We start from the raw sequence: 230 nt of genomic DNA, 5'->3' as shown, positions 1-230 counted from the left end.
GCATCGTAACTGGTGTTGGCATTGGTGGCTGACTCACACCAAGCCAAACCTGCGATTGAGCCATTGCGGTAAATACCGGCATCAATGGTTGGATCAACATCACTTAAATTGATGTTTTGTACTTGGCCATCGGCTGGGTTGGCATCAGAATCCACACCATCGTCGCCACCTTGATTGGCCAGGGTAAACACATGACTGGCCGGTAAACCACTGAATTGCACGCAATAGGT

At 49.6% G+C, this 230-nt stretch carries 1 protein-coding gene; it reads right to left on the bottom strand.

The genetic code is table 11. From position 1 onward, the window contains the following. The coding region (locus tag CCS90_RS14820) for an SdrD B-like domain-containing protein (RefSeq protein WP_218961673.1) at positions 1-230 on the bottom strand (230 nt) is incomplete at both ends.

The sequence above is a fragment of the Marinicella litoralis genome, assembly GCF_002591915.1.
GTDB lineage: Bacteria > Pseudomonadota > Gammaproteobacteria > Xanthomonadales > Marinicellaceae > Marinicella > Marinicella litoralis.
Note: the sequence above shows the minus strand (reverse complement) of the source record. Positions and strands in the feature narration are given on the sequence as shown.